18 protein-coding genes are annotated in these 19,531 nt (G+C 71.7%); 10 read left to right on the top strand and 8 right to left on the bottom strand.

The genetic code is table 11. The features are described 5' to 3' along the window. The first annotated feature begins 65 nt into the window (after positions 1-65). Positions 66-662, top strand: coding sequence for a hypothetical protein (locus tag AC30CM_RS03745; protein WP_490115480.1), 597 nt, complete (start codon positions 66-68; stop codon positions 660-662). Here AC30CM_RS03745 and AC30CM_RS03740 read toward each other — a convergent pair. Continuing rightward, positions 636-1,610 carry an Acg family FMN-binding oxidoreductase gene (locus AC30CM_RS03740; protein ID WP_490115479.1) on the bottom strand — a complete coding sequence of 325 codons (975 nt, stop codon included), beginning with the start codon at positions 1,608-1,610 and terminating at the stop codon, positions 636-638. The two genes, AC30CM_RS03745 and AC30CM_RS03740, sit on opposite strands and share 27 nt — an antisense overlap. A 165-nt stretch (positions 1,611-1,775) precedes the next feature. Here AC30CM_RS03740 and AC30CM_RS03735 point away from each other — a divergent pair, with 165 nt between their 5' ends. From AC30CM_RS03735 to AC30CM_RS03715, 5 genes are read left to right on the top strand one after another with little or no spacing between them, the layout of a single operon-like run. Then, positions 1,776-3,269: a bifunctional aminoglycoside phosphotransferase/ATP-binding protein gene (locus AC30CM_RS03735; protein WP_490115478.1), complete on the top strand. Its 1,494-nt coding sequence runs from the start codon at positions 1,776-1,778 to the stop codon at positions 3,267-3,269. A gap of 22 nt (positions 3,270-3,291) precedes the next feature. Then, positions 3,292-4,374: an alcohol dehydrogenase catalytic domain-containing protein gene (locus AC30CM_RS03730; RefSeq protein WP_490115477.1), complete on the top strand. Its 1,083-nt coding sequence runs from the start codon at positions 3,292-3,294 to the stop codon at positions 4,372-4,374. Further along, positions 4,371-6,710 (top strand): phosphoenolpyruvate synthase, encoded by a 2,340-nt coding sequence (ppsA, locus tag AC30CM_RS03725; RefSeq protein ID WP_490115476.1) that lies wholly within the window; start codon positions 4,371-4,373, stop codon positions 6,708-6,710. Before AC30CM_RS03730 ends, ppsA begins: the two co-directional genes overlap by 4 nt. A gap of 11 nt (positions 6,711-6,721) precedes the next feature. Then, complete coding sequence (gene mgtA / locus AC30CM_RS03720; protein WP_490115475.1) at positions 6,722-9,424, top strand: magnesium-translocating P-type ATPase; 2,703 nt, start codon at positions 6,722-6,724, stop codon at positions 9,422-9,424. Continuing rightward, positions 9,421-10,353 (top strand): universal stress protein, encoded by a 933-nt coding sequence (locus AC30CM_RS03715; RefSeq protein WP_490115474.1) that lies wholly within the window; start codon positions 9,421-9,423, stop codon positions 10,351-10,353. The genes mgtA and AC30CM_RS03715 overlap by 4 nt, the downstream gene beginning before the upstream one ends. Here AC30CM_RS03715 and AC30CM_RS03710 read toward each other — a convergent pair. After that, a complete protein-coding gene (locus AC30CM_RS03710; protein ID WP_490115473.1) occupies positions 10,263-10,733 on the bottom strand; it encodes a nitroreductase family deazaflavin-dependent oxidoreductase in 471 nt (156 codons plus the stop codon). The genes AC30CM_RS03715 and AC30CM_RS03710 overlap by 91 nt on opposite strands. 165 nt (positions 10,734-10,898) lie before the next feature. Between AC30CM_RS03710 and AC30CM_RS03705 the strand changes: the two genes are divergently transcribed. Then, positions 10,899-11,339, top strand: a complete 441-nt coding sequence (locus tag AC30CM_RS03705) for a CBS domain-containing protein (RefSeq protein WP_490115472.1) — start codon at positions 10,899-10,901, stop codon at positions 11,337-11,339. Between the two features lie 47 nt (positions 11,340-11,386). Continuing rightward, on the top strand, positions 11,387-13,093 hold the full coding sequence (locus tag AC30CM_RS03700) for a SulP family inorganic anion transporter (RefSeq protein WP_490115471.1): 1,707 nt from the start codon (positions 11,387-11,389) through the stop codon (positions 13,091-13,093). A 41-nt stretch (positions 13,094-13,134) separates the two neighbouring features. Here AC30CM_RS03700 and AC30CM_RS03695 read toward each other — a convergent pair whose 3' ends face one another. Together AC30CM_RS03695 and AC30CM_RS03690 are read right to left on the bottom strand one after the other, a co-directional pair. Then, a complete protein-coding gene (locus tag AC30CM_RS03695; RefSeq protein WP_490115470.1) occupies positions 13,135-14,007 on the bottom strand; it encodes a universal stress protein in 873 nt (290 codons plus the stop codon). Beyond that, positions 13,994-14,275, bottom strand: a complete 282-nt coding sequence (locus tag AC30CM_RS03690; RefSeq protein WP_490115469.1) for a hypothetical protein — start codon at positions 14,273-14,275, stop codon at positions 13,994-13,996. The genes AC30CM_RS03695 and AC30CM_RS03690 overlap by 14 nt, the downstream gene beginning before the upstream one ends. Before the next feature lie 167 nt (positions 14,276-14,442). Between AC30CM_RS03690 and AC30CM_RS03685 the strand changes: the two genes are divergently transcribed. Further along, complete coding sequence (locus tag AC30CM_RS03685; RefSeq protein ID WP_490115468.1) at positions 14,443-14,904, top strand: pyridoxamine 5'-phosphate oxidase family protein; 462 nt, start codon at positions 14,443-14,445, stop codon at positions 14,902-14,904. On the opposite strand, the gene AC30CM_RS03680 is transcribed toward AC30CM_RS03685, so the two are convergent. From AC30CM_RS03680 to AC30CM_RS03665, 4 genes are all read right to left on the bottom strand, one after another. Then, positions 14,834-15,889 (bottom strand): sensor histidine kinase, encoded by a 1,056-nt coding sequence (locus AC30CM_RS03680; protein ID WP_490115467.1) that lies wholly within the window; start codon positions 15,887-15,889, stop codon positions 14,834-14,836. The genes AC30CM_RS03685 and AC30CM_RS03680 overlap by 71 nt on opposite strands. After that, positions 15,886-16,569, bottom strand: a complete 684-nt coding sequence (locus tag AC30CM_RS03675; protein WP_490115466.1) for a response regulator transcription factor — start codon at positions 16,567-16,569, stop codon at positions 15,886-15,888. The genes AC30CM_RS03680 and AC30CM_RS03675 overlap by 4 nt, the downstream gene beginning before the upstream one ends. Positions 16,570-16,689: 120 nt before the next feature. Continuing rightward, positions 16,690-17,589, bottom strand: a complete 900-nt coding sequence (locus tag AC30CM_RS03670; RefSeq protein ID WP_490115465.1) for a universal stress protein — start codon at positions 17,587-17,589, stop codon at positions 16,690-16,692. Beyond that, entirely contained in the window at positions 17,582-18,427 is an 846-nt protein-coding gene (locus AC30CM_RS03665) for a universal stress protein (protein ID WP_490115464.1), read from the bottom strand. The genes AC30CM_RS03670 and AC30CM_RS03665 overlap by 8 nt, the downstream gene beginning before the upstream one ends. 193 nt (positions 18,428-18,620) lie before the next feature. Here AC30CM_RS03665 and AC30CM_RS03660 point away from each other — a divergent pair, with 193 nt between their 5' ends. Then, positions 18,621-19,520 carry a universal stress protein gene (locus tag AC30CM_RS03660; RefSeq protein ID WP_490115463.1) on the top strand — a complete coding sequence of 300 codons (900 nt, stop codon included), beginning with the start codon at positions 18,621-18,623 and terminating at the stop codon, positions 19,518-19,520. Positions 19,521-19,531: the final 11 nt, after the last annotated feature.

Genomic DNA, 19,531 nt, shown 5'->3' with positions numbered 1-19,531 from the left:
GCACTGCACGGGACCGGGTAGAAAGCCCCTAGCCGCCAGACCCGTTGCGCGCCAGGGTCGTGTCCATGACGACGAGGATGCCGACGGTGCTCATCGCGGTGGGCCTGCTGTGGATCGCCCGACGCTACTACCGCAACTGGGGGGCCACGAAGGAGGAGGAGCATGCCCACCTTCCCGGGGACGAGGTGATTCGGGATCCGGTCGCGTGCACCACCTCGGCCGAATGGATCGACGCCACGGCCGACGCCGTGTGGGCGAGCCTGCTGCACGCCGTCGGGTTGGAGGATGCCCGTGCCCCCGAGCCTGCCGGGGACGGCTCGACCGCGCCCGCCGCGGCGCTGCTGACGGTGTCGATCCGTGATCACGTGGTGGCGAGGGTGCCGATGTCGCTTTACGCCGTCGACCCCGGACGGTCGCTGGTCCTGCGGGCCACGCAGCTGCCGTGCGACCTGACGACGGCGTGGGTCGTCGAATCCCGGTGGCAGGACCGGGCCAGGGTGATCGTGCGGGTGCGCATCGCGCTGCGCCATCCCGGCGACTTCGTGCTGGCCGAGGCGGCGGGGCCGGTCGCCGCGCTGGTGGTGCGAAGCACGCTGACCGCCATGCGCGACGCCGCGCAGCGCCGCGGTGACGTGTCAGCGAAAGTGCAGGACGTCGGATAGCGGGCGGCGCGGCGTCGGCGGCGGGACCTCGTCGTCCGCCGGGACGCTGCCCAGCCGGACCAGTACCTCGGGGAAGGGTCGCCCGGTGATGGCCGTGATGACGTCACTGGTGGCGCGCGCCTCCGTGAGATGCGACAGCGTGCAGGAGGCCAAACCGGCCAGCGTCGCCTCCAACAGCACCGCCGACAGCGTCTCACCGCAGCCGAGCACGTCGCGGCGGACGTCGTCGAGCGCCGAGATCACGACGATGGTCGACCGGTCCTCGGCGACGTCCGGGCGCCGGGGGAGACCGTGTGTCACGGGGAAGTGCCGACCCACGTCCACCCGGGCACTCTCCTGGGCGGACGGCAGCGCACTGTGCGGAATGCCCTCGCCGACGCTGAAGGGTGACGTCCACGAGTCCAATTCGGCGTGGTAGGCCGAATCGTAGTCCCGCAGGGTCTCGGCCAGTGCCGAGGCACGGGCGACGTCCAGGCGATCGGCCGGCGGCACGACGTCGACGGCGGACACGTCGGTGTGGACGGCGCGCCGCATGACGGGTTCGAAGTCGGCCCACCCGCGAGGTGCGGCGAACGGCAGCCGGTCGGAGCGCCTGCGGCGGATGGCGTCGGCACGCCTGCGGTGGGCGTCCGTGACGTGCGGCAACGGCACGCAGTCGATCGTGGCGAGGTGGCCCTGGTTGTTCGGATTCGGGTAGTAGTCCACCAGCGCCTCCCAGCCGGCGGCCGCGCAGGCGACCCTCAGATGGTCCAGCGCGGCGCCGCAGCTGATCAGCGCCTGCCGGCCACCGCGGTCGGTCGCCGCGATCCGCTCGGCGTCGACGAAGAGCCGGATCTCGTCGTCGGCGACCACCCACGTCCACGGCTGGCTGTTGTGGAACGAGGGGGCGCGGCAGGCCAGGTGCACGGCATGCTCGATCACCGCGGCCGGAACGGACGTCTTGCGCATGGCAGCCTTTCTCGACGGTGCTGATCGCAGGGTGCCCGCCGGTCACCCGCCGGGGTAGGGGACGACGGCAGGGCACTTCGGCCCCGTCCCGCAGGGACCTTCGGGCACGCCCAGGGGCCCCATGACCGCTGTGACCCGGCCGTCGGCACCGGCACGATCACCACCATGCGCGTAGCACCCACCGGCCCCCAGGACACGGTGTCGGCCGTGCCCGCGCTGCATCCCGACGTCCGCGAGACGCACACCGGACTGGTGATCCTCGTCGGGGAACTGGCATACAAGGTCAAGAAGTCGATCCGCACCGACTTCCTCGATCACCGAACCGTCGCCGCTCGCGAACGATGTTGTGCCCGAGAGGTTCTGCTCAACAGCAGGATGGCGCCGCAGGCCTACCTGGGGGTGGGGCACTTCGCCTCGCCGCGCGGCGGGGCCGACGAGCCGGTGGTCGTCATGCGCAGGTACCCCGCCGATCGCAGCCTGGCGGCCCTGCTGACGGGTGACGAGGCCGCCGACGACCAGGTGTCCGCACTGGCGCAGGCGCTGGCCCGGTTTCACGCAGGCGCGGTGCGCTCACCCGCCGTGAGCGCCGACGCCCGTTCCGCGGTCGTCGGGCAGCGCTGGACGGAGAACCTCGACGTCCTGGATCGCGAGACCGCGATCGTTCCGGCATGGTGGCTCGCCGACGTCCGACGACTGGCCGCACGGTATCTGCGCGGACGGGCGCCCCTGTTCACGTCTCGGATCGCCGCGGGTCGGATCGTCGACGGGCACGGCGATCTGCAGGCCGACGACGTGTTCTGCATGCCAGAAGGCCCCGTGGTGCTGGACTGCCTCGAATTCGACGAGCGACTGCGCCACGTCGACGGCCTCGACGACGCGGCGTTCCTGGCCATGGACCTCGAGTACCGCGGACGCGCCGATCTCGCGGCAGCCTTCATGGCGGCATACCGGCGCCACGCCGCCGACGACGGACCCACGTCGCTGGCCCACTTCTACGTCGCCTACCGCGCCGTCGTCCGGGCCAAGGTCGACTGCATCCGCGTCGCCCAGGGACATCCGGCGGCGGCCGACGACGCCCGTCGACACGTCCAGCTGGCCGTGGTCCACCTGCGCGCCGCGGCAGTTCAGCTGATCCTCGTCGGCGGCGGACCCGGCTCCGGAAAGACCACGCTGGCCGGGGAACTGGCCGCACACCTCGACGGCGTGCGGATCTCGACCGACGACGTGCGGCGCGAGTTGGTGGCCTCCGGCGAGGTTCGGGGAGAGCCCGGAACGTTGGATTCCGGCCGCTACGACCCGCGTTCGGTGGACCGGGTGTACCAGGAGGTGCTCGATCGCGGCGCGCGGCTGCTGGCCGGAGGACACACCGTCGTCCTGGACGCCTCGTGGCGCGATCCCGAACAGCGGCGGCGCGCCGTCGAGATGGCCGACCGCAACCACTGTGCGGCCGTGGAACTGATGTGCTCGATCGACGCGGACGAAGCCGTTCGGCGGATTCGCTCCCGACCGTCGGACGATCCGTCGGAGGTGACCCCCGAGATCGCCGCGACCCTTCGGCGAGCGACGCCGGAATGGCCGACCGCCAACCGGATCGACACCGCCGGGCCACTCGGGGACTCCGTCGCCGAAGCCGTGGCCATCTGCTGCCTCGCCGTCTGAACCACGTGGGAAAGGACCCATCATGAAGGCCTTGGTGTTCGACGGTCCCGGTCGGAGGTCGTGGACCGACGTGGCGGACCCGCAGGTGGAATCCGCCACCGATGCGATCGTGCGCGTCGACGCGGTGACGATCTGCGGCACCGATCTGCACATCCTCGGCGGTGACGTCCCCGAGGTCGAGCGCGGCCGAGTGCTCGGGCACGAGGCCGTGGGCACGGTGATCGAGACGGGCCCGGCGGTGCGCACCGTAGCGGTGGGGGATCGAGTCCTGGTGTCCTGCATCACGTCCTGCGGCAGTTGCGCATACTGCCGGGAAGGGCACTACGGCCAGTGCCGCGGCGGAGGCGGGTGGCTGCTGGGCCACCACGTCGACGGCACCCAGGCCGAATACGTCCGGGTCCCGTTCGCCGACCACTCGGTGCACCCGGTGCCGGCCGGTCTCGACGACGAGCGGATGCTGATGCTGGCCGACATCCTGCCGACCGCCTACGAGGTGGGCACGCTGGCCGGCGGCGTCCGACCCGGTGACGTCGTGGTGATCGTCGGCGCCGGGCCCATCGGGCTGGCGGCGGTCCTCACCGCACGTTTGTTCAGCCCCAGCCACGTCCTGGTCGTCGACCCCGCCGAACCCCGGCTGGAGGCCGCCCGCGCATTCGGCGCCGATCTGGTCGCCACGTCCATGGCCGGCGCCGGCATGGCGATCATCGAGCGACTGACGGGCGGCCTCGGTGCGGACGTGGCCATGGAGGCGGTCGGACGGCCGGAGACCTTCCAGGACGCCGTCGACGCGGTGCGGCCGGGCGGGCACGTCGCCAACATCGGGGTGCACGGTAGTCCGGCAACGCTGCACCTGGAACGCATCTGGGCGAAGAACCTGACCATCACGACCGGTCTGGTGGACACGCATTCGACCCCCACCTTGATCGGGCTGACCGCCAACCGTCAACTCGACACCACGGCCATGATCACGCACCGGTTCGGGCTCGACGAGTTCGAGGCCGCCTACGACGTCTTCGGCAAACCGTCGGTGACGGGGGCGCTCAAGGTGGTGCTGACGCGCTCGTCCGGTCCGGTGGCGGCGCGCGACGGGGAGGCGGCGCGATGACCACGACGGCACGACCCGCGGCGTCGGCCGCGCCGGCACCCGCTGCGCCCACGCCGGTCTACGTCCGCGACATCGCCGCACTGCGCCTCGCCGACGCCGCGGACGCGGGCGGCAAGGGGGCCAATCTCGGTGAGTTGGTGGCTGCCGAGCTGCCGGTGCCGCCGGGGTTCGTGGTGCTGCGGCGCTGCTACGAGGACGCGCTCGCCGACGCCGGTGCCACGGAGGTGATCCGGGACCTGCACCACGACGCGGTCGCGCACGTCGCGTCGTCGTGGAAGTGCGCCGAACTGTGTCAGCGAATGCAGGCCCGGATCCACGACATTCAGCTGAGCGAGGCCATGCGGGAACAGATCGTGACGGCCTATCGCGCACTGGGACCCGGCGCGACCGTCGCCGTGCGCTCGTCGGCCACGGGGGAGGACGGCGCCGAGGCGTCCTTCGCCGGGATGAACCGCACCGAGACCAACGTGTGCGGTGAGCGGGACGTGCTGCGCGCCGTCATCCGGTGTTGGGAATCGTTGTTCACGCCGCGGGTCGTCGCGTACCGCGCCAGCCGCGGCATCAGCGGCCCACCCGCGATGGCCGTGGTCGTGCAGTGCATGGTCGCCGCGGAGCGAGCCGGGGTCGCGTTCACGGCCGACCCGGCCACCGGGGACACGACCAAGGTGGTCATCGAGGCCGCCTTCGGGCAGGGCGAGGTGGTGGTGTCGGGGACCGTGCAGCCCGACACCTACGTCGTGGACAAGGACACCCTCGACACCGTGCAACGGCACCTCGGCACGAAGACGTTCAAGATCGTTCGCGGGGACGACGGCCACGACCAGACCGTCGAATTGCCTGCCGAGCAGGCGGATTCACCGGTGCTCGACGATCCGCTGACGCGACGCGTCGCCCGGCTCGCGCTCCTGGCCGAACGCCACGCCGGGTGCCCCCAGGACGTCGAGTGGGCCGTCGACGACGGCACCGTCTGGCTGGTGCAGTGTCGTCCCATCACCACGTTGGCGGGGCGACCGTGTCGCCCCGCCGAGGCGCAGGTGCTGGCGCACGGCCTCGCCGCGGCACCGGGAATCGCCAGCGGTGTCGCCCGGGTGCTCCGCAATCCGGCGCACGGCGTGGAACTGGAGGACGGCGAGATCCTCGTCGCGCCCATGACCACCCCCGACTGGCTGCCGACCATCCGCCGGGCGGCCGCCCTGGTCACCGAGACCGGCGGCATGACCTGTCACGCGGCGATCGTCGCCCGCGAACTCGGTGTCCCCTGTGTGGTCGGCGCGCGCTCGGCCACCTCGATCGTGCAGACGGGAATGTCGGTCACCGTCGACGGGGATGCCGGCACGGTGACGGCGGGGCTGCGTCCTGCCGCCCGCACGGCGCCCACCGCGACGGAGGCTCGCACGCCGGCGCCATCGGTGCCGTCGGTACCCACCGCCACGAAGGTGTACGTGAACGTGTCCCTGCCCGAAACCGCCAGGCGGGCAGCGCTGCTCGACGTCGACGGGGTGGGACTGCTGCGGGCGGAACTGATGCTGACCTCCGCGCTCGGAGGTCGGCATCCGCGTCGGATGATCGCCGACCACGAGCAGGAGGCGCTCGTCGCGGGCCTGGCGACGGCCATCGAGGGGGTGGCGCAGCCGTTCGCGCCGCGACCGGTCGTCTACCGCACCACCGACTTCCGCACCAACGAGTTCCGGGCCCTCGCCGGCGGTGAGGAGTTCGAACCGGTGGAACGCAACCCCATGATCGGGTACCGCGGATGCTATCGCTACCTGCACGAACCCGACCTGTTCGACGCGGAATGCCAGGCGCTGGCGCGGGTTCGCGAGCGCTTTCCCAACGTGGGGATCATGCTGCCGTTCGTCCGCACGCGGTGGGAGTTGGAACGCTGTCTGGACCTCGTGGACGCGAGCCCACTCGGACGCCAGCGGGGTCTGCACCGCTGGGTGATGGCCGAGGTGCCGTCGGTGGTGCACTGGTTGCCCGCCTACGTGGACATGGGCGTCGACGGCGTGTCCATCGGGTCGAACGACCTCACCCAGTTGATGTTGGGCGTCGACCGCGACTCCGAGACGTGCGCCGACTTGTTCGACGAGGCCGACGCCGCGGTGCTCGACGCCGTGGAGCGCATCGTCGCCATCGCACGACGACGCGGCATCACGGCGTCACTGTGCGGGCAACGGCCGTCGACGGACCCGGAGTTCGCCGAGCGGCTGGTGGCGATGGGCATCACCTCCATCTCGGTGGAACCCGATGCCGCCGCGGACACCCGCCGTGCCGTCGCAGCCGCCGAACACCGGCTGATCCTGGACGGGATGCGGTCGGGGACGCGTCGGCGTTGAGGGCCGCGGCCATGACCGACGTACTGGCGCGCCGCCCGCGCACCGCCCGGCCCCGCGGACTCGACGCCCTCGACGCCGCGCGCATGTCGACGGCCGACGTCCTCGCGCGCGTCGGCGGCAACGCGGACGGGCTGACGTCCGCGCAGGCCGCCGAGCGGCTGAAAGTCAACGGCCCCAACGTCGTTGCGCAGCGACGCGTCAACGCGCTCGCCCTGCTCGGCCATCAGCTGCGCAGTCCGCTGCTGCTGTTGCTCGCGTTCGCCGCGGCGATGTCGGTCTTCGTCGGCGACCCGAACCAGGCGGCCATCATCGGCGTCATCCTCGTCACCAGCATCGCTCTCACGTTCGGCAACGAGTACCGGGCCGAGCGCACCGCCGTGGCACTGCACGACCGGCTCCGCCATCACGTCACCACGCTGCGCGACGGCGAGTACGTCCGCGTCGACGTGACCCGGCTGACGGTGGGCGACGTCGTCGCGCTCGACGTCGGTCAGGTGGTGCCCGCGGATCTGCGTCTGCTCACCGCGTCCGGTCTGGAGTGCGACGAGAGCGTGCTGACCGGGGAAGCGCTACCGGTCGAGAAGGCGGTCGGCGCCGTGGCGGCGACGGACCTGCAGGGATGTTCGAACGTGGCGTTCATGGGCACCGTGGTGGCCGACGGTGAGGCGACGGGAGTGGTCTACGCGGTGGGTGCCGACGCCGAGTTCGGCAGCATCGCCGCGGGGTTGGGCACCCGCGCACCCGACACCGCCTTCCAGATCGGGTTGCGACGGTTCTCGTACCTGCTGCTCGGCGTGGCGCTGACCCTGATGGTGGGCATCGTCGCGATCAACCTGGCGCTGCGGCGCCCGCTGCTGGAGACGGCGCTGTTCGCGCTCGCGATCGCCGTCGGGATCACGCCACAGTTGCTGCCCGCGGTCGTCAGCACCAGCCTGGCGGCGGGCGCGCGGCGCCTCACCGCGATGAAGGTGCTGGTGAAACGCCTGGTCTGCATCGAAGACCTCGGCGACGTCGACGTCCTGGTGACCGACAAGACGGGCACGCTCACCGATGGCCACATCACGTTCCTCGACGCGGTGGACGCCACCGGTGCCCGCAGCCCGGACGTGCTGCGGGCCGGCCTGCTGGCCACCGAGATCGAGGCCGAGCGCGGCGAACGGGGCAGCAACGCCCTGGATGCCGCGCTGTCGGAGGCGGTGGACGCGCGAGCCGTCCTGGCCGATGCCCATCGCGTCGCGGTGGTGCCGTTCGACCACCAACGCCGAGCCACCTCGGTCCTCGTCGACGACGGTGGCCGACGGTGGCTGGTGGTCAAGGGTGCCCCCGAACGCGTCCTCGCCCTCTGTGACGACCCGCCCGCGACGGCCACGGCCGTCCTCGACGAACTCTTCGAGGCGGGCCGACGCGTCGTCGCGGTGGCGCGCAAACCGGCGGACGGCATGACCGGTGCCACGGCCGCCGACGAGGTTCACCTGCGGCTCTGCGGTTTCCTGTGCTTCAGCGACGAGCCGAAACCAGCTGCGCGCGAGGCCTTGTCACGGCTTGCCGGTCTCGGCGTCGAGGTCAAGGTGGCCACCGGGGACAACCCGCGCGTCGCCACCCGGGTGTGCGACGAGCTGGGGTTGCCGGTCACGGGAGTGCTCACCGGCGACGAGCTGACCCGGATGGGAACCGCGCGGATGGCGGAGGCCTTCGAGCGGTACACGGTGTTCGCGCGCGTGTCGCCGCAGCAGAAGGCCGATCTGATCACCGCGGCGCGCAGCCGGGGACGTGCGGTGGCCTTCCTCGGGGACGGGGTCAACGACGCGCTGGGCCTGCACGCCGCCGACGTCGGGATCTCCGTCGACACCGCCAGCGACGTCGCCAAGGACGCCGCCGACGTCATCCTGCTCGAGAAGGACCTCGGCGTGCTGGCCGCAGGCGTCGCCGAGGGGCGGCGAATCTTCGCCAACACCATCAAGTACGTGCTGATGGGCACGTCGAGCAACTTCGGCAACATGTTCAGTGCGGCGGCGGCCTCGGCCATGCTGAGCTTCCTGCCGATGCTGCCCAGCCAGATCCTGTTGAACAACCTGCTCTACGACGGCTCGCAGCTGGCGATTCCGTCCGATCGCGTCGACGAGGACCAGTTGCGGGCGCCGTCGCACTGGGACGTGGAGTTCATCCGGCACTTCATGGTCCGCTTCGGATTGCTCAGCTCGCTGTTCGACTTCCTGACCTTCGGACTGTTGCTCGCGGTGTTGCACGCGGGGCCCGCGGAGTTCCGGACCGGGTGGTTCATCGAGTCACTGGCCACTCAGACGCTCATCGTGTTCGCCATCCGCACGCGGCGGGTCCCGTTCTTCGCCAGCCGCGCGTCGACGGCGCTGACGGTGTGCGCCCTCGCGGCCGTCGTCATCGGCGTCGCCATCACCGTCTCGCCGTGGTCGTCGGTGCTGGGGTTCAGCCGGCTGCCGTGGCAGTTCTTCCTCGTGCTGGCGGGTCTGGTCGTGATCTACCTGCTGCTCGCAGAGGTCACCAAGGCCGCGTTCTTTCGCGACATCGCCCGGCGCACGCGGCCGGCGTCCGGGCCGGTACGCACGCATCGCCACCGGATACACCGGCGCGCAGGAGGATTCACCACCACGTCGCGCGCCGGCCCCGGGCAGGCGCGCGGGATCGGGCTCGGCAACCGTCGGGTCACGTCACGCCGGGCGTCCACGCCGACGCCATGACGAAGGGCAGGTACATCATGGACGCGTCGTATCCGGTGATGGTGGGCATCGACGGATCGCGCACCAGCGTGCGTGCGGCCGTGTGGGCAGCCGACGAGGCCGTCGCCAGGGACACCGCGCTGGACCTGGTGCACGTGGTCGATCCCGCCGTCGTCGACGACCTGGAGCGCGGCATGGAGCACGCGCACGAGGTCGTGCACGCCGCGTGGGAGGCGGTCGCGCGGCACGTGCCCGCCGCCAAACTCGAATCGGAGATCCTTCAGGGCAATCCGGCGCTGGAGTTGGCCAACGCCGCGCGGCGGGCGGCGCTGCTGTGCGTGGGGCACAAGGGTGCCGGGGACTCGGCACCGGCGGGGCGGGGCGCGACGGTCGGCACGCTCGTCGGGATGGCGCCCTGCTCGCTCGCGGTGGTGCGACGACGTCACCTGCGGCCACCGACGTTCCATCGGTGGGTGGTCGCCGTGCTCGACGAGACGGCCGAGTCCCGCGCGGTGCTGCGGACGGCCCTCGACGAAGCGGTGTGGCGCAAGGCCCCCGTGCTCGCGCTCACCACCTGGTCGGCGTCGCTGCCGTCCAAGGGCAAGCCTTCCAAGCGCAGCGTGCCCAACCTGCGTGCGCGCATGGACGAGTACCTCGCCGACCGGGACGACGAGCCGGTCGGCGTTCAACTGTGCGTCCTGCCGCTGCCGCACGATCTGGCGACGATGCTGGAACAGAGCGCCGCCGTCGACCAGATGTTCGTCGTCGGGGCAGGCAGGCAGGGATCGATCGGACAGCTGACCAGCCGGCGGGCGCGCAGGGCGCTGCGCGGCACCAGCTGCTCGATCCTGATCGTGCGTCAGGAGGACGCCGACGGTTCGCCGCCGGAACCGTCCTCGGCCGACGCCGCGTCGGTGCCGGACCCGTCACCGGAAGCCACGTCCACGTGAACGAAGGACTTGACCCCGAAACGGTGCAACTGGCGCCGTCGCCGCGGTGGTAGTTCGGCCTCGGCGACGGCGGCGTCGACGACCACCGGGTTGCGCACGGTGCACGTCCGTCCGGCGTGCCGAATCGTGCCCTCGCCGTGGGCCTGAAGGTTCTGCAGCCAGTCCACCCGGTCGCCGTAGGGCAGGGGGATCAGGAACCCGTCGACCACGCGGTCGGCGACGACCGGTGTGCGGTAGTGACGGCCCGAGCGGCGGCCGACGTGGTCGATCACCGAGGCGTAGGAATGCTTGCGTTGGGCGACGAGCAGCATGACGGGGTTCAGGACGTGCTTGTTGAACACTCGAATCGTGTCGCGCACCATGGTCTTCTCTGCGGTCATGGGGCGATGCTGCCCGGCGCCCGCAACTCCGGAATAGGGTCTCTGGGCCCGTGATCCGCGGCGCGCGTCACGGTCACGGGGGCCCTTCGCCCCTTCGTCGCCCCCGGTGCCGACGGCTAGCGTCTCGGGACACCACTGAAACGCTCACGTGCCCAGGAGTCGACGATGACCACTGCTCGAGACATCATGAATCCCAACGTCACCTGCGTCTACGAATCGGCGTCGGTGCTCGAGGCTGCGCGCTCGATGCGTGACCTCGGCGTGGGTGCCCTGCCCATCTGCGGACCCGACGACCGGCTGCACGGCATGGTGACCGATCGCGACATCGCGGTCAAGGTCGTGGCCGCGGGCAAGGATCCCGCGAGCACGACCGTCGCCGAGATCACCCAGGGGCTCGTCCACTGGGTGGCCGCCGATGCCGGCATCGAGCAGATGCTGCTGATCATGGAGGAGCATCAGGTGCGCCGGATACCCGTGATCGCCGAGCACCGCCTGGTCGGCATCGTGACCGAGGCCGACATCGCGCGGCACCTGCCCGAACACGCGATCGTCGACTTCGTCAAGGCCATCTGTGCCCAGACGGCGATCGCCGGCCATGCGACGTAGGTCCGGGGCCGGCCGTTCGACACCGGGTGCGCCCTCCTAGCTCGCAGATGCCGTCCCAGGGCGCCGCGACGAGCTGGCGGCGCTGGCTGCCCGGGGTCGCGAACATCGCAGGCTACCAACGTGGTTGGCTGCGTTCGGACGCCCAGGCCGGACTGAGCGTGGCCGCCTACCTGGTGCCCCAGGCCCTCGCCTACGGCACGCTCGCCGGGTTGCCGCCCAGCGCGGGACTGTGGTCGGCGTTGGCCCCGCTCGCGGTGTACGCCGTGCTCGGGTCCTCCCGGCAGTTGTCGATGGGTCCGGAGTCCACCACGGCACTGATGACGGCTGCGGTGCTCGGACCGCTGGCGCTGCGTGACGTCGCGCAGCAGGCGGTGTACGCCGCAGTGCTCGCCGTCCTGGTGGGCTCGGTGTGCCTGATGGCGGGGCTCGTCGGACTCGGCTTCCTGTCCAACCTGCTGTCGCGACCGGTGCTGGTCGGCTACCTCAGCGGGATCGCGGTCGTGATGGTGGTCAGCCAGCTCGGCCGGCTGGTCAAGGTGCCCACGTCCGGCGAGGACCTGGTGGCCCAGCTGCGGTCGCTCCTGGCCGCCACCGCCGGGCCCCACTGGCCCACCATCGTCGTCTCGGCGGCGACGCTCGCCACCATGGCGGCACTGCGTCTCTGGGCGCCGCGGTGGCCTGCACCCCTGGTCGCACTGGCGGGTGTCACGGGCGCGGTCGCCGTGGTGGGTGCCGCCCGGCACGGGATCGACGTCGTCGGGGCACTGTCGGTCGGGTTGCCGACGATGGGCATCTCGGCGATACCGGCGCAGGCGGTGCGGGACCTGGCGCTGCCGGCACTGGGGATCGCGATCGTGGGGTTCTCGGACAACGTGCTCACGGCCCGGGCGTTCGCGGCCAAGGCGGGTCAGGAGGTCGACGTCGCCGCCGAACTGCGCGCGCTGGGGGTCTGCAACGTGGCCGTCGGTCTGACCCACGGCTTTCCCGTCAGTTCGAGCGGCAGCCGCACCGCGCTGGCGTGGTTGTCCGGTGCCCGCACGCAGGTGTACTCGCTGATGGCACTGGTGCTCGTCGCGGCGACGGCGGTGCTGGGCACACGGGTGATCGCGGCGATTCCCAGCGCCGTGCTCGGCGCCCTGGTCGTGTATGCGGCGGTCGCGATGGTCGACGTGCGGGAGTTCCTGCGACTGGCGCGATTTCGTCGCAGTGAGTTCGTCCTCGCCGTGATCACGGCGGTCGCCGTGGCCGTCGTGGGGGTCCTGCCCGGCGTGCTGGCGGCCATCGCCCTGTCGATACTGGACCTGTTGCGCCGCTTGGCCAGGGCGCACGACAGCGTGCAGGGTTTCGTGCCAGGGCTTCCCGGGATGCACGACGTCGACGACTATCCCGAGGCCACGGTGATCCCGGGGTTGATCGTGTACCGCTACGACGCGCCACTGTGCTTCGCCAACGCCGAGGACTTTCGGCGCCGCGCGCTGGCCGCGGTGGACCTGGCCGAGCCTCCGGTGCACTGGCTGGTGCTCAACGTCGAGGCCAACGTCGAGGTGGACATGACCGCACTCGACGCGCTCGAGCGGCTGCGGACGCAGTTGTCCAGCCGCGGGATCGTCTTGGTGCTCGCGCGGGTCAAGCAGGACCTCCGCGAGGCGTTGCAGGCCGCCGGGGTGCTCGATCGCATCGGCGCCGATCACCTCTTCCCGACCCTGCCCACCGCCGTCGCGGCCTACCGCCGGGCGTGGGAGGACGACCGGTGACCGATGCGGGACACCGGACGTGCCGAATCAGCGGGGCTGGATCACCGGGGTCGGATGACCATGGTGGGTGCGGCCGCCTCGATGGCGACCCGCGCCGCCACCGAACCGAGCAGCATGCTCGCGAAGCCGCCGCGTCCCCGGCTGCCGAGGACGACCAGTTGCGCATCGTGGGATGCCTCGATCAGGTGGCGTGCCGGATCGTCCACCACCGCACGGCGTCGGACGGTGACGTTGGGGTAGCACTCCTGCCACTTGGTCAGACACTCGGCCAGGATGGCCTGGCCTGGTTGCTCGTCCAGGGTCATGTCGGCGGGCAGCACCAGATCGGTCCAGGCGTGTATGGCGATCAGGTCGACCCGGCGGCGTGACGCCTCGTCGAATGCCCAGGCGATGGCGAGCTCCGAGGAGGGGGAGCCGTCGATGCCGACGACCACTGGGGACGTGACGTCGATGTCGTCCGCCTCACCGGGATGGACCACCACGATGGGCCCGTGTGCGTGGTGCAGGACGTGACGGCTCACCGAGCCCTCCAACACTCGCCGCACCATTCCCACCCGCCGCGTGCCGACGACGGTCACCGACACCTCCCGCGAGAGGGCGACGAGGGTTCCTGCGGCCGAACCGTGCCGCAGCTCGGTGTCGATCGTCGGCGGTTCGCAGTGCGCTGCCGCGGAGTGGGCGACCTTGCGCGCGGCCTGTAGCACCATGGCGCCGTTCTCCAACTGCCATTCGGTGATTCCCGCGGCAGCCGACGGCAACGGCCAGCTGCCCACCACCGGCACGACGACGTGCAGCAGGGTCAGCGGTTCGTGGCGTGTGATGGCCTCGTGCGTGGCCCACCGAATCGCGGCGTCCGATTCGACCGATCCGTCGACGCCCACCAGGACGCCGGTGCGCCGTTCACCGTGCAACACGTGTCGTCCTCTCGGGGCGGGAGCCGATGCTCTTGAGGACGCCGCGGCGACGAGCGGGTTCGATGTTCCACATCACCCGGTCCACCAGCACGTCGAAGAGTGCCCCGTCGTCGCGCACCAGGGTGGGGCCGTGATGGGCGAGGTAGGCGTCGACCCGCCGTTCCAGCGGCCAGTGCGCATAGTCGGTCGTGGCGAAGTCGGAACCCAGGAAGCCCCACGCCAGTACGTCGAATCTACTGTCGGCGGGCCTGCTGGTGGTGCGCGTCATCGTGTCCCCGTTCTGATGGGCGGTCCTGCACCATCGATGCTGGGCTCGCGGGCACGGCGATACCAGAGCCGAAGGTCACTGACCGACAACGGCGCAGGGACTTTCGGCCCTCCTCGTGGGGACGTTCGGCGTCGCGGCCCGGGCGGCGTCCGTCCTAGCCTTCGACCATGCCCGACATTCGAGATGGTCCCGCAACCGCGCTCGTGTCGATACTGTCCGAACCCGAGTGTTGGCAACTGCTCTCGAGCGTCCCGGTCGGCCGGCTCGTCACCTGCGTGGAGAACCGGCCGGAGATCTTCCCGGTGAACTTCGCGGTACTGGGCCGCAAGGTGCTGGTGCGCACGGCCCAGGGCACCAAGCTGGTGAGCGCGGTGATCAACGAGAACGTGCTGTTCGAAGCCGACGACCACGCTTCCGACGAGGGGTGGAGCGTGATCGTCAAGGGCAGGGCACGGGTGCTGCACTCGGACGAGGAGCTGGACGCGGCGCGGCGGGCGCGACTGACGCCGTGGACCGCGCCCACCAAGGAGCACTACATCCGGATCGACCCACTCGGGGTCACGGGCAGGCGGTTCCGGTTCGACGCGAGTCTCGACGACGCGAGGTCCGCCCGGCCCATCGACGACTAGCCCCGGGCGGCCGGCCCGCTCGGGGCAGCAGCATGGCGAACGTCGCACCGCCGCCGGGTGTTTCGGTCAGCGACACCTCGCCACCGTGGGATCGGGCGATCTCACGCACCAGGGCCAACCCGATCCCGTGGGATCGCCGCGCGCCGTCCTGTGGCGGATGTCGACCCCGGACGTGGCGCGCGAACATCGAGTCGGCCTCGATCGCGTCGACGCCGGGCCCGTCGTCGATCACCGCGATCGTCACGTGATCGTCCGCCCGCGCGGTCCGCAGCCGCACGGTGCCCCCCGGATGCTGATGCGCCAGCGCGTTGTCGACGAGTGCGACGACCGCGCGGCGCAGCGCGGTGGCGGAGCCGCGGACGGGTGCCTGCGGTGTCGCGTCGGCGACCAGCGTGACGCCCCCGAGCTGGGCGACCGGTGCCATCGTCTGGCAGACCTGGGCGACCACCGCGGCGACGTCGACGACGTCGGCGAGGTGGGAGTGGGGTGCCGCGGTGGCGGCCGCGTCGAGGAGGTCGTCGATCACCTCGCCGAGCGTGCGTGCGTCGTCGGCCAGGCGGGCGGCCTGGTCGGCCAGTCCGGTGGCCCCGGTCTCGGCCGCCTGCCGCGCCAGCATCTGTGCGCGCGTGTGCAATACCGTGAGCGGAGCGCGCAGTTCGTGCGAGGCGTCGGCGACGAAGCGGCGCTGCAGCGCCAGCGCCTGCGCGAGGGGCCGCACCATCCTGCGGGTGAGCACCACGACGGCGGCCAGCGATGCCAGGGCGCCGGCCGCCAGCGCCGTGCCGAGCGACCAGAACAGTTGGCCGGCGGCCGCATCGGTCGGTTGCGCCGGTGCCGACCGGTCCCGCACGCCCACCTCCGAGGCGGAGGCGACGGCGGCCACGACCATGAGCACCATGGCCAGCGCACCCGCGACCTGGAGGGCGATGGAACGGCCGGCCCGCGCCACGACGGCGTGGGGCGGCGGCCGCGGCGGCGGCGTCACCGACCACCGAACCGGTAGCCGGCACCGTGCAGCGTCCGGATCACCTGCTGACCCAACTTCCGCCGCAGATAGTGCACGTAGGTGTCGACGGTGCCCGGTGTCTCCACGCCGTCGAACGCGGCGCCGAGCAGTTGGCGGCGGGTGAACACCCGGTGCGGTGCGGTCATGAACACCGCGAGCAGCGCGGCCTCACGCTTGGTCAACGTCACGGTGGCGGGGTCGGATCCGATGACGGCCACGGTGTTGGACACCCGATCCAGGCACAGTCCGCCGGCCCGCACCACGGCGCCGCCGTCGGGCCGACGCAGCAGGGCGCGCACCCGGGCGAGCAGTTCGGGCACCTCGAAGGGTTTCACCACGTAGTCCTGCGCGCCGGCGTCGAGGCCCTCGACGAGGTCGGCCAGCGTGCCCTTCGCGGTCAGGAGCATGACGGGGGTCGCGATGCCGTCGGCGCGCAGGACCGCGACCAGCTCCGCCCCGTCGCGGCCGGGGAGGCCGCGGTCGATGATCGCGGCGTCGAAGTCCTGGGTGAGGGCACGATGGAGCCCCTGCTGCGCGTCCTGGGCCACCGTCACGACGTACCCCTCGGCGCCGAACAGCTCGCGGAGCAGTTCGGTGAGTGCGCGATCGTCCTCGACGATCAACAGCTTCGGAGCCAAGGCGCCGTCATGCTCGATCACGGGCGTGAGCGTGCCGGGTGAATCTTGGAAACGTCCAAGATCTCGGCTCGCCACCGCGCCACGCAGGCCCCGGCTTCTCGCCATGACCGCGCCCCGGGCTGCCATCGCGTCCTCCCGGGCTCAGGTGCGGCGCGAGTCGGGCTCGCCGCGCACGATCATCACCGGCGTGTCGACGCTCTCGGCCACGGCGGTGGCCACCGAACCCAACACCAGCGTCGCCGCCTGGCCGCGCCCGTGGCTGCCCAGCACGACCAGGCCGGCACGCCGGGACTCGCGCTGGAGATGGTGGGCGGGGACGTCGCAGTACAGGTGCCGTTCGATCGCGACGTCGGGATACTGCTCCTGCCAGCCGGCCAGGCGTTCGGCGAGCACCTCGTCGGCTTCCTGGCGGTGCTCCTGCCAGTCCATCCCGAGGAGCGGGAAGACGCCGACGTCGCTCCACGCGTGCACCGCGATCACCCCGACGCGACGCCGGGAGGCCTCGTCGAACGCGACGGCGACGGCGCGTTCCGAGGCCGGCGACCCGTCGACGCCGACGAGCACGGGAAGCTGGAAGCGGTACTGCTCGAAGTCGTGCACCACCACCACCGGACAGTGCGCCTGGCACGCCAGCCCGGCGCTCACCGAACCCAGCCGGCGGCCCCCGAGCGAACCGTGGAACCTGCTGCCCACCACCATCATCGAGGCCTTCTCGGACAGCTCTGCGAGCCGCTTCACCGGCGCGTCGAAGAGCAGTTCGGTGCGAATGCGCTCCGCGGGGACCTCGCCCGCCGTCTCGATGGACTGCCGCGCATCGGCGAGCAGCGAGCGGCCGCGATGCTCCAGCCAGCGTTCGATCCTCATGCGCAATCGGGGGTCGCGGGTGTCGAACACCACCGGTGCCACGACGTGCACCAGGGTCAGCGTGCACCCGTGCAGCGCGGCCTCGGCACCAGCCCACCGGAGCGCCGCGGTGCTGCACGACGACCAGTCGATCGCGACGGCGACGCCGTACTCGGTGGGCTCGGGCGCGTCAGCCATGCCAGACCACGACCGAGCAGAACGCGTGCGGTCGCACGGCGTGGTCGGCGGGCCCCACCAGGGCCAGCACGTGATCGGCGTCGTCCACGACCGCAACCGGATGGGGGTGCCCCACGGCGGAGCGCGGCCAGGCGTAGCGGCGGGCCAGGTCGTGGCGATTCTCGGCGAGGAACTCCGTCAACCCGGCACGTGCCCCGATCAGGTCGATGCGCAGGTCGGGGTAGCGCCGTCGCACGTCCTCGACGAGCGCCTCGGTGCGCTCGACGGAGTTCACGCCAAAGGCGTTGCAGCCCAGACCCACCGCGATCAGCGGCGCGCCGTGGGCGCGCGCCGTCCTGGCGGCGACGTCGACGGCGGCCATCGGGGCGGACTCGTCGACGCCGACCGCGACGAAGTGCGCGTGTTCGTCGGCCAGCGGCGGCCGGATGACGGCCACCGGACCGTGGGCGCGCCGCGCCACGCTCATCGCGGTCGATCCCACGATGGCCTGCGAGAGGGCGCCGATGCCGACGGTGCCCACGCACGTCAACGCCGCCCGTCGGGACTCGGCCACCAGGACGTTCGACGGCGGCCCCCAGATCACGTCGGTGGTCACCTTGATGGGCTCGCCCCCTGCCTCGACCGCAGCGGCCGCCTCGCGCAGCACCTCCTCGCCGAAGTACGTGTCCGCGTCGCTGATCGACGGCTCCCCCTGGGTTCGCGGGGAACTGGCCGCGAAGACGAGGCGCAGCAACGTGTCTCGGGCGGCCGCATCGCGCGCCGCCCACTGCGCGGCGTGCAGGGCGGCCGCAGATCCATCGATGCCGACGACCACGGGCAGTGCATCCGAATCGTCCATCGTGACGTCCTTCCCCGGATGTGCGTGACCGCGACGCTAGGGACCGCCGGCGCGCAGCGGCTAGGGGATTTCGTCACCGTGCGCGGCGGCGACGATCGGGACCTTCGGCTCTGACCTGCTGCGAGGCCGACTCCGCACCATCGACGGTGACGACCCCGTCGACGGCACGGGCGCGGAACTAGGGAGCACGAACATGGGAGCGACACCTGCGAGCAGTCGGCGGCGGCTCGGCGTCGTCGTCGGCGTCGACGGTTCACCGGAGTCGCACGCGGCCGTGGACTGGGCCGCCAGGGACGCGGTGTTGCGCGGTGTGCCGCTGACGGTGGTGCACGTGATGCCCACCGCCACCATGCTGTCGTGGATCGACGCGCCGCTGGACGCGGGCTACTGGGCGCAACGTGACCGCCACGCCGAGAAGATCGTCGGGGAGGCCCTGTCCTGGGTCGCAGAGTCCATCACCGCGACTCCACCCATCCCGGTGAGCCATCGGCTCGCGACGGCACCGTTCGTGCCCGCGTTGGTGGAGCTGTCCGACGAGGCCGAGGTGATGGCCGTCGGCTGCCGCGGGCTGGGAGGTGTCTCCGGTCTGCTGCTCGGGTCGGTGTCCACGGGTCTGATCCACCGGGCGAACTGCCCCGTCGCCGTCGTCCACGACGAGGACCCGACGCTGACCTATCCGTCCGACGCTCCCGTGGTGGTCGGCATCGACGGGTCGCCGGCATCGGAGGCGGCCACCGCGATCGCCTTCGACGAGGCGTCGCGGCGCGGTGTGGAACTGCACGCGGTGCACGTGTGGATCGACCACACCGACGACTTCGTCGACGGTTACTGGGGCAACCTCGACGAGTGGGCCCAGGAGACGCTCTCCGAGCGGCTCGCCGGGTGGGCGGAGTGCCGTCCTGAGGTCACGGTGCGCCAGTTCGTCGAGAAGGACCATCCCGCGCGGCGGCTGCTGGCCCACGGCGCCGGAGCGCAACTGCTGGTCATCGGGAGCCACGGCCGCGGCGGACCGACGCGGGCGCTGCTCGGGTCGGTGAGCACGGCCGTCGCGCACGGTGCTCGACGGCCGGTGCTGGTGGCGCGGGGGTCCTGACACCGCACGAG

Source organism: Mycobacterium sp. DHQP2018-32-09 (genome assembly GCF_058148405.1).
This window is presented reverse-complemented; position numbering and strand designations above follow the sequence as displayed.